This window comes from Phenylobacterium sp. (assembly GCF_041691455.1).
Lineage (GTDB): Bacteria > Pseudomonadota > Alphaproteobacteria > Caulobacterales > Caulobacteraceae > Phenylobacterium.
In genome coordinates this window covers 440,574-449,350 of the sequence record NZ_JBEPUO010000001.1, presented here as the reverse complement: position 1 = coordinate 449,350, position 8,777 = coordinate 440,574, and the positions used below count along the sequence as shown (strand labels likewise).

The 8,777-nt window shown below is 69.3% G+C and carries 11 protein-coding genes; 2 read left to right on the top strand and 9 right to left on the bottom strand.

Annotation, left to right across the window (positions count from 1 at the left end):
• The first annotated feature begins 70 nt into the window (after positions 1–70).
• Positions 71–406, top strand: coding sequence for a thioredoxin (gene trxA / locus ACESMY_RS02380; protein WP_372781776.1), 336 nt, complete (start codon positions 71–73; stop codon positions 404–406).
• Here the strand turns inward: trxA and ACESMY_RS02375 are convergent.
• Positions 403–2,256 (bottom strand): winged helix-turn-helix domain-containing protein, encoded by a 1,854-nt coding sequence (locus ACESMY_RS02375; RefSeq protein WP_372781774.1) that lies wholly within the window; start codon positions 2,254–2,256, stop codon positions 403–405. The genes trxA and ACESMY_RS02375 overlap by 4 nt on opposite strands.
• A gap of 225 nt (positions 2,257–2,481) precedes the next feature.
• Between ACESMY_RS02375 and ACESMY_RS02370 the strand changes: the two genes are divergently transcribed.
• Positions 2,482–2,844, top strand: coding sequence for a UrcA family protein (locus ACESMY_RS02370; RefSeq protein ID WP_372781772.1), 363 nt, complete (start codon positions 2,482–2,484; stop codon positions 2,842–2,844).
• A gap of 9 nt (positions 2,845–2,853) precedes the next feature.
• On the opposite strand, the gene ACESMY_RS02365 is transcribed toward ACESMY_RS02370, so the two are convergent.
• From ACESMY_RS02365 to ACESMY_RS02330, 8 genes are read right to left on the bottom strand one after another with little or no spacing between them, the layout of a single operon-like run.
• Positions 2,854–4,185 carry a folylpolyglutamate synthase/dihydrofolate synthase family protein gene (locus ACESMY_RS02365; RefSeq protein ID WP_372781770.1) on the bottom strand — a complete coding sequence of 444 codons (1,332 nt, stop codon included), beginning with the start codon at positions 4,183–4,185 and terminating at the stop codon, positions 2,854–2,856.
• A 1-nt stretch (position 4,186) separates the two neighbouring features.
• Positions 4,187–5,113: an acetyl-CoA carboxylase, carboxyltransferase subunit beta gene (accD, locus tag ACESMY_RS02360; protein WP_372781768.1), complete on the bottom strand. Its 927-nt coding sequence runs from the start codon at positions 5,111–5,113 to the stop codon at positions 4,187–4,189.
• Between the two features lie 4 nt (positions 5,114–5,117).
• Positions 5,118–5,948, bottom strand: coding sequence for a tryptophan synthase subunit alpha (trpA, locus tag ACESMY_RS02355; RefSeq protein ID WP_372781766.1), 831 nt, complete (start codon positions 5,946–5,948; stop codon positions 5,118–5,120).
• Positions 5,945–6,082 carry a hypothetical protein gene (locus tag ACESMY_RS02350; RefSeq protein WP_372781764.1) on the bottom strand — a complete coding sequence of 46 codons (138 nt, stop codon included), beginning with the start codon at positions 6,080–6,082 and terminating at the stop codon, positions 5,945–5,947. The genes trpA and ACESMY_RS02350 overlap by 4 nt, the downstream gene beginning before the upstream one ends.
• Positions 6,079–7,314, bottom strand: coding sequence for a tryptophan synthase subunit beta (gene trpB, locus ACESMY_RS02345; protein ID WP_372781762.1), 1,236 nt, complete (start codon positions 7,312–7,314; stop codon positions 6,079–6,081). The genes ACESMY_RS02350 and trpB overlap by 4 nt, the downstream gene beginning before the upstream one ends.
• A gap of 21 nt (positions 7,315–7,335) precedes the next feature.
• On the bottom strand, positions 7,336–7,977 hold the full coding sequence (locus ACESMY_RS02340; RefSeq protein ID WP_372781760.1) for a phosphoribosylanthranilate isomerase: 642 nt from the start codon (positions 7,975–7,977) through the stop codon (positions 7,336–7,338).
• 42 nt (positions 7,978–8,019) lie between these two features.
• Positions 8,020–8,439 carry a large-conductance mechanosensitive channel protein MscL gene (mscL, locus tag ACESMY_RS02335; protein WP_372781758.1) on the bottom strand — a complete coding sequence of 140 codons (420 nt, stop codon included), beginning with the start codon at positions 8,437–8,439 and terminating at the stop codon, positions 8,020–8,022.
• A gap of 24 nt (positions 8,440–8,463) precedes the next feature.
• Positions 8,464–8,751, bottom strand: coding sequence for an integration host factor subunit beta (locus ACESMY_RS02330; protein WP_372781756.1), 288 nt, complete (start codon positions 8,749–8,751; stop codon positions 8,464–8,466).
• Positions 8,752–8,777: the final 26 nt, after the last annotated feature.

Sequence of the window (8,777 nt, the reverse complement as noted above, 5' to 3'; positions counted from 1 at the left end):
CCGCCTACATCGGCAGGTGAGTTGCGTCGGCCCATCGTTTTGGAACCCGCTGACGCATAAGGAGATTTCCATGAGCACTGTGAAGGTCACCGACGAATCCTTCGAAAAGGACGTCCTGCAGGCCTCCGGACCGGTTCTGGTCGACTTCTGGGCCGAGTGGTGCGGCCCCTGCAAGCAGATCGCCCCGGCCCTCGAAGAGATCGCCACCCAGTTGGGCAACAGCGTCACCGTGGCCAAGCTGAACATCGAAGAAAGCCCGACCACGCCCTCGCGCTACGGCGTGCGCGGCATCCCCACCATGATGCTGTTCAAGGACGGCCAGATGGCCTCGATGAAGGTCGGCGCCATGCCCAAGCAGAAGATCCTGGACTGGCTCTCCGAAGCCGGCGTCGCGGCCGCGGCCTAGGACGCTTTTCGGGCCGCTTCGGCGGCCCGACGGCATTCCGCCTTGAAATCGTAGCGCGGCGCCGTCTGCTCGACGCAGTCGGGCCAGACGTCCGTCGCCAGCCAGTAGTCGACCAGCCCCAGCCTGGCGCAAAGGTCGGCGAACCGCCGATCGCTGCGGATCGCGTCCAGGGGCCGCATGAAAAGCAGCGACAGGTTCGAGGTGCTCTGGTCGGCGCTGGCCGCCTCGTCCGATGACGGCCCGAGCTCCGAACGCGCGGCGATTTCGAACACCTCATCGACATGGCCGCGCTGGGCCGCCGACGCCAGAATGTCGATGGTCACCCGCCCGTCCCGCGCCTGATCGCGCAGCCTGGCGATGATCCGCTCGCCCGACTCTGGCGTGGGATCGAAATGGATGTCGATCATCTCGGCCAGGATGCCCGCGTAGGGGCCGAGGTCATGCTGCGCCTGCACCTGGCGCATGCGGTCCAGGTCGCCCTTCAGGCCCAGGGCGAGGGCCGCCCACAGCGGCAAGAGCTGTAGCCTGTCCCAGGACTCCCGCGCGCCTTCCAGAACCGCCACAGCTTCAGCCAGTTCGCCGCTCTCGAAGAGCGCGCGCCCGAGCATCGCCAAGGCATGGAGGTCAAGCGGATCGAGGCGGTTTGCACGGCGGACGAGCGCCAGCGCCTCCCGGCCTCGACCCACCGCCGAGAGTGTCCGCGAATAGAGCCGGCTGACGATGGCGTTGTCCGGCGCCCAGCGGATCGCCCTGGTGATCCAGACCCCGTGCTCGGTCACCGCGTCATAGGCCGGGATCGAATGGGCCATGGCCGCGGCGGCCAGGCCGCATCGGGGATCCAGACCCAGCGCGTGCAGAGCCGCCGACCGCGCCTGCTCGCGCAGCGGTCCGGCCTCGGATCCTGCCAGGTAGTAGGCGCGGCTCGCCCGGGCATAGCCAAGGCTGGCCCAGGCGTCGGCGAACTCCGGCGCGCGCTGCACCGCCTCATCGAGCTGGGCGACCTGGACGCGAAAGGCAGTGTCCATGTCCCGGGGCGGCGTGTTGCCCCGAAGGTAGAGATCGTAGGCGATCGGGTCGACAGCGCCGCTGCGGACCGCCGGCGAGAGCGCGCAGCGCATGGCGTGGGCGACCGCGGCGGCGACCTCGTCCTGCAGGGCGAAGATGTCGGAGAGCTCCCGCTCGAACCGGTCCGCCCAGACCGTCGTCTGGGTCGCGCACTCGATCAGCTGGGCCGAGATGCGGGTGACCTGCCCGCTGCGCCGCACGGCGCCGTCCAGGACATGGGTGGCCTTGAGGCGTGCGGCCACGTTGGGGATCGCCTTGTCGGCGCCGCGGAACTGGAAGCTGGACGACCGCCCGATGACTTTCAGTCCGGCCCGCTGCGCCAGGGTCTGAAGGATCTCCTCGGAGACGCCATCCGAGAAATAGCTGAGTTGCAGGTCGTCGGAGAGGTTCTCGAACGGCAGCACCGCGAGCAGCACCTCGTCGCAGGCCGGGGCGGCGGCCGCCCTGCCGGAGGCCATGAGCCGGTAGCCGACCCGCGGGATCGTCTCGATCGCATAGGCGCCCGTCGCTTCGCCGACGCGGCGGACCTTGGCCACGCAGGCGTTGATGGCGTCGTCACCGACGACGCGCCCGTCCCAGCAGCTGGAGATCAGCGCGTCGCGCGAGAGCACCTCGCCACCTTGGCGGACCAGCGCCACGAGCACCTGCATGACCCGGGGCTCAAGGAACGTCCGCTCGCTCGTCGTGACGAGCTCGCGGCGCGACGGGCGGGCCTCGACGTCCCCCAGGCGGAAGTCTGGCTCCCGGGAGAGATCGACGGCCGCGGGCGGGATATCGGCGTTCATCGGCAAACGACCGGCAATCCGCAAGGTCCGCGGCCGGGCGTCGCCGGCCACGATGCGGTTCCCTGGCGTCGCGGGGCAATCCTGCCCGCAGAACCCAGGCGCGATGATGGCGTTCGATCAGATGGCATTCGAAGACGGTCCCCGCACTCGCAAGAGTCGCGGCAGGCCTTCTCCCGTAGTCGCAATGATCCGTCACTCGCGCTGCAACGCCGTCGGAGCGCCCTGATGACTCGACACCTCGCCCTTTTCGCCGCCGCCGCCGCCGTCATGGCCGCCCTGAGCTGTCCGGCGAGCGCCGCCCGTGCGGATCCCCGCTCCGAGACCGTGAGCATCCGGGTCAGCTCCGAGGGACTCGACCTGACAACCGCGGCCGGGGCCGACCACTTCCTCGATCGCCTGTCGAAGGCGGCGATCCTGGCCTGTGGCGCGCCGGACTTCTCCCCGCTGATGAAGGACGCGCGTCGAGACCTTCGCCACTGTCGGGCCGTTGCGCTGGCCGGCGCGGCGGCCCGTTCGCGGTGGCCGCTGGTCCCCCGCCGGTTCGCCGCCAGGCCGGAGGCGCGGATCGTGCTGCTCGCCGAACGATGAGACCGCTCGCTAGCTCGGCCAGGTCTCCGGGCTCATGGCCAGGACTTCCCCGGCGAAGTGCAGGCCGCCGCAGATCAGCACGTGGGGCGCGGGGCCCGACCCACCCAGCGCCTTGCGCAGGCCCTCCGTCACGTCGGTCACCGGCTCGGCGGCCAGGCCCGCCAGGCGCGCGGCCTCGGCGAGGTCGCCCGGCGTCGCGGCGTTGGGCGAGTCGAAGGTGGTGGTGAAGACCTTCGGGTGCATCTCGGCGAAGGGGCGGAAATAGCCCTCGGCGTCCTTGCGGGCGAACATGCCGGTGACCAGCACCAGGGGCCGCGGGTCGCGGTCGACCAGGCGCGAGGCCGCCTCGGCCAGCGCCCGGCCGGCGTGCGGATTGTGGCCTCCGTCGAGCCAGAGATCGGAGCCCCGGGCCTTGGCCAGGGCGGCCAGCGGGCCCCGGGTCAGGCGCTGGAAGCGCGCCGGCCAGATTGTGGAGGCGACGCCGCGGCCCAGCTCGTCCTCGCCCAGGTCGTGGTTGAGGGTCAGGGCCGCGGCCACCGCCAGACCGGCGTTTTCGAACTGATAGCCCCCGAAGAGGCTGGGCGGCGGCAGGTCGAGCAGGCGGTCGGGCATCTGCACCATCAGCCGGCCTCGCTCTTCCCAGGCGTCGAAGTCGCGGCCCATCAGGAACAGGGGCGCCATGCGGTCGTCCGCCTCGCGCTCTACGGCCTCGAGCGCCTCCTCCGGCTGGCGGGCCGAAACCACTGGCCGGCCGCGCTTGATGATCCCGGCCTTCTCCCAGGCGATCTTCGACAGCTCCGGTCCCAGCATCTCCAGATGGTCGTAGTCGATGGGTGTGATCACGCTGACGGCGGGGGCATCGAAGATATTGGTGGCGTCGAACCGGCCGCCCAGACCCACCTCGACGATGCAGAGGTCGGCGGGCGTCTCGGCGAAGGCCTGGATGGCCAGGACCGTGGTGATCTCGAAGAAGCTGATCGGCTCGCCGGCGTTGACGGCCTCCAGCCGGTCGGTGAGTTCGTTCAGCCGCTCGTCGCTGATCAGCTGGCCGGCGACCCGGATCCGTTCGGCGAAGCGCACCAGGTGCGGCGAGGTGATGGCGTGGACCTTCAACCCTTGCGCCTCGGCGATGGCGCGCAGGTAGGCGACGGTCGAGCCCTTGCCGTTGGTGCCCGCCACATGGATCACCGGCGGCAGGCGCCCCTCGGGATGGCCGAGCACGGCCAGCAGGCGTTCGACGCGGCCCGTGGTGAGGTCGATCAGGCTCGGATGGTTGGCGCGCAGGCGCTGGATCACCGCGTCCGAGGCGCGGATCGGGTCGTGGTCTTGAACGGGGGTCAAGTCAGGCGGCGGAAAGGCGGTTCCGTCCCATCATCAAGGTCTTCAGGATCGAGCTCAGCACGGCGCGCAGTTCGCCGCGGCTGACCACACGGTCGACCATGCCGCGCTCCACCTGGAACTCGGCGCGCTGGAAGCCCGGCGGCAGCGTCTCGCGGATGGTCTGCTCGATCACCCGGCGGCCGGCGAAGCCGATCAGTGCATTGGGTTCGGCCAGGTGCACGTCGCCCAGCATGGCGTAGGAGGCCATCACGCCCCCGGTCGTGGGGTCGGTGAGCACGACGACGTAGGGCAGGCCGGCGGCTTTCACCTCGTTGACGGCGAGCGTGGTGCGGGCAAGCTGCATCAGGCTGAGCGTGCCCTCCTGCATTCGCGCGCCGCCGCTGGCGGTGAAGATCACGAAGGGCACCTCGCGCTTCACGGCCTCCTTCGCGGCCGTGATGAAGGCTTCGCCCACCGCCATGCTGAGCGACCCGCCCATGAAGGCGAAGTCCTGCACCGCCACCACTGCCGGCTGGCCCATGATGTGGCCGTAGGCGATGGCCAGCGCGTCCTGCTCGCCGCTCGCCTTGCGGGCGGCCTTCAGGCGATCGGGATAGGGTTTTACGTCCGGGAACTTCAGCGGATCGTCGGCCACGCCCGGCGAGGCGATGCGCTCGAACTTGCCGTCGTCGAAGGTGTAGCGCAGGCGGGCCTGGGCGCCGATGCGCATGTGATGGCCAGACGGCGTGACCCAGAGCGCGGCCTCGAGGTCCGGGCGATAGATCATCTCCCCGGTGTCGGGGCACTTCACCCACAGGTTTTCAGGCGTCTCGCGCTTGGAAAACGCGTTGCGCACGCCCGGCGCGATCCGCGACAGCCAGCCGGTGCGTTCTCGGGGGGCGGCGGGAGGTCGCCCGGGTTTATCGTTTCTCTGTTCAGCCATCGCCATGGTTCTAGACCGTCGTTTGGCCGACTCGCGCGGAGCGCACAGCCTTAGCCAACGAATTCACTTTGGAAAGAACCCGCGCGGTCACGTCTTCGTTCATCCGGATCGCTTCGGCGACTTCGTCCACCAGGGCCGAACCTACCACAACGGCGTCGGCGACCCGAGCTATAGCCGAGGCTGTTTCCGGAGTCTTGATGCCGAAGCCCACGGCCACCGGCAGGCCCGAGGCCTTGCGGACCCGTTCGACGTGCGGCGCGACCGCGGCGGCGTCGGCGTCCTTCACCCCGGTCACGCCGGCCACCGATACATAGTAGACGAAACCGGAAGTGCGCCGGACCACGACCTTCAGCCGAGCGTCATCGGTAGTTGGAGTGGCGAGCCGGATCAGCGAGACGCCGGCGGCGTCCAGGGCGTCGGCCAGGGGCGTGGCCTCTTCCGGCGGCAGGTCGACGACGATCAGGCCGTCGATGCCCGCCTCCGCCGCGTCGACCGCGAAGGCCTGATAGCCCCAGGTCAGCAGCGGATTGGTGTAGCCCATCAGCACGATCGGCGTGGTCTGGTCGCCGGCGCGGAAGCCGCGCACCAGCTCCAGCGTGCCGGCCAGCGTCATGCCCTTGTCGAGCGCGCGCAGGGCGGACCGCTGGATCGGCGGCCCCTCGGCCATGGGATCGGAGAACGGGAAGCCGAGCTCGATCAGGTCGGCGCCTGCCCCCGGCAGGCCCTTCAGGATCGCAAGCGCCGTGGCCGCGTCCGGGTCGCCGGCCATGACATAGGGCACGAAGGCCGCGCGGCCCTGGCGCTTCAGGTCGGCGAAACGCGCCTCGATACGGGCCTTCATCGATGGGTCTCCGCGACCGGCGGGAGCTCGAGCCTGACCTTCACATATCCGGTCCGAAGCGCCACGAACGTGCCCAGCACCGCGATCACGATGAATGCGGTGACGCTCAGCATGCCGATCTGATGGTCGCTCAAATCGTGCGCCCCAGGTGGGCCGCGACGGTGGCGACGTCCTTGTCGCCCCGGCCCGAGAGGTTGAGCACCACGACCCCATCCTTGCCGACGTCCCTGACCACATCGCCCAGGCGGGCAAGCGCATGGGCCGACTCGATGGCCGGCAGGATGCCCTCCAGCTCGGCGCAGAGCTTGAAGGCGTCGAGCGACTCCTGGTCGGTGGCGGTGAGGTAGGTGGCCCGGCCCACGTCGTGCAGCCACGAGTGCTCCGGCCCGATGCCCGGATAGTCGAGACCCGCGGAAATCGAATGGGCCTCGGTGATCTGGCCTTCGCGGTTCTGGAGCAGGTAGGTCATGTTGCCGTGCAGGACGCCTGGGCGTCCGCCGTTGATCGCCGCGGCGTGGCGGCCGGTGTCCATGCCCTCGCCGGCCGCCTCGACGCCATAGAGGCGCACGGCGTCGTCGTTCAGGAACGGATGGAAGATGCCGATGGCGTTCGACCCGCCGCCGACGCAAGCCACGACGGCGTCGGGCAGGCGTCCCTCGGCTTCGATCACCTGCTCGCGCACCTCACGGCCGATCACCGACTGGAAGTCGCGGACCATCGCCGGATAGGGATGCATGCCGGCCGCTGTGCCGATCAGGTAGTAGGTGTCCTCGACGTTGGTGACCCAGTCGCGCAGAGCCTCGTTCATGGCGTCCTTCAGGGTCGCCGAGCCCGAAGTCACCGGCCGCACCTCCGCGCCCAGGAGATTCATGCGGAAGACGTTGGGCTTTTGCCGCTCGACGTCGACGGCGCCCATGTAGACCACGCAGGGCAGGCCAAAGCGGGCGCAGACGGTGGCGGTGGCGACCCCGTGCTGGCCGGCGCCGGTCTCGGCGATGATCCGCGTCTTGCCCATGCGCATGGCCAGCAGGATCTGGCCCATGCAGTTGTTGATCTTGTGCGAGCCGGTGTGGTTCAGCTCCTCGCGCTTCAGATAGATCTTCGCACCACCATAGTGGGCGGTCAGCCGTTCGGCGAAATAGAGCGGCGAGGGCCGGCCCACATAGTGCTTCAGGAAGCCATCGAGCTCGGCCTTGAAGGCCGGATCGGCCTTGGCTGCCGCATAGGCCGCATCCAGCTCGTGGACCAGCGGCATCAGGGTCTCGGGCACATAGCGGCCGCCATAGTCGCCGAACCGGCCATCGGCGTCCGGATAGGCCGCGTAGTCGTTGGGCCGGCTGGGCGAGGTTTTGGTCGGCGCGTTCACGAGACTGCCTCGGGGGTTTCTTCAGACGCGTTTGGCGGCGTCGAGGAACGCCCGGATCAAGGCGGGGTCCTTTAGTCCGGGTCCGCGCTCCACGCCAGAGGAAACGTCCAGCAGGGGTGCGCCAGACTGCTGCACCGCTTCGGCGAGATTCCAGGGGTTGAGACCGCCGGCCAGGAGCCACGGTCGCGGAAATCGGCGTCCGGCGAGCAGGGTCCAGTCGAAGGCCTGCCCGCTGCCGCCGGGACGATCGGCGTCCTTGGCGGGCTTGGTGTCGAACATCAGGTGGTCGGCGACGGTCTCGAAGTCCGCGGCCGCGGCGAGGTCAGAGGCCTCCGACACGGGCAGGACCTTGATGATCCCCGCGCCGGCGCGCTCGCCGACCGCCCGGGCGCGGGCGGGGGTCTCGGCGCCATGCAACTGGATGAAGTCGGGCTGCAGGACCTGCGCGATGCGGTCGACCTCGGCATCGCTGGGGTCGACCAGCACGGCCACGACCTTGGCCTTGCCGCGCACCGGCTGCGCCAGTCGCCAGGCCGCGTCGGGCGCGATGTTGCGCGGGCTCTTGTCGAAGAACATGAACCCCAGGAACGCCGCGCCGCCGTCCAGGGCGGCCGTGACGGCCTCGGCGGTGCTGATCCCGCAAATCTTGGCTTGAACGCCCATGGGCGGGGATTAAGGCGCTTGGCGGCGTCGCCGCAAGGGACGCTAGGCTTGGCGGCCTTTCAGGAGGTCGCGGATCTCGATCAGAAGTTGCTCCTGGGGCGGCGGCGCGGGCTTCTCATCGGGCGGCGTCGCGGCGTCCTTGCGCCGGATGGCGTTGACGCCCTTGACCAGCAGGAAGACCACCCAGGCGACGATCAGGAACTTGATCAGGGTGTTGAAGAACAGGCCGTACTGGATGGCCACCAGTTCGTTGGCCTTGGTCAGCGGATCGTCGGCGCGCAGCACCCATTGCAGGTGGGCGAAGTCGATTCCGCTGAGCACCATCCCGATCGGCGGCATGACCACATTGTCGACCAGGCTCTTGACGATGTCGTTGAAGGCGGCCCCGACGATGACGCCGACGGCCAGGTCGATAACGTTGCCGCGGGCGATGAACTCGCGGAATTCCGAGAAGATGCTCATCGCGTTCTCCCGTCCGATTGACGCCTAGTCGTCGGTCAGGTTCAGCCGCTCGCGCAGCTCCTTGCCGCTTTTGAAGAACGGCACGTGCTTGGCTCTCACGTCAACCGGCTCGCCGGTGCGCGGGTTGCGTCCGGCGCGGGCCTCGCGCGAACGGACCGAGAGCGCCCCGAACCCGCGCAGCTCCACCCGACCGCCAGTCTCCAACGCCTGGATCATCCGCTCCAGAACCACCCCGACCACGCGCTCTATGTCACGTTGAGTCAGGTGCGGATTCTCTTCAGCGAGTTTGGCGATCAGTTCCGATTTGATCATGCGGCCCCCTCGAACCGCCGTGACCA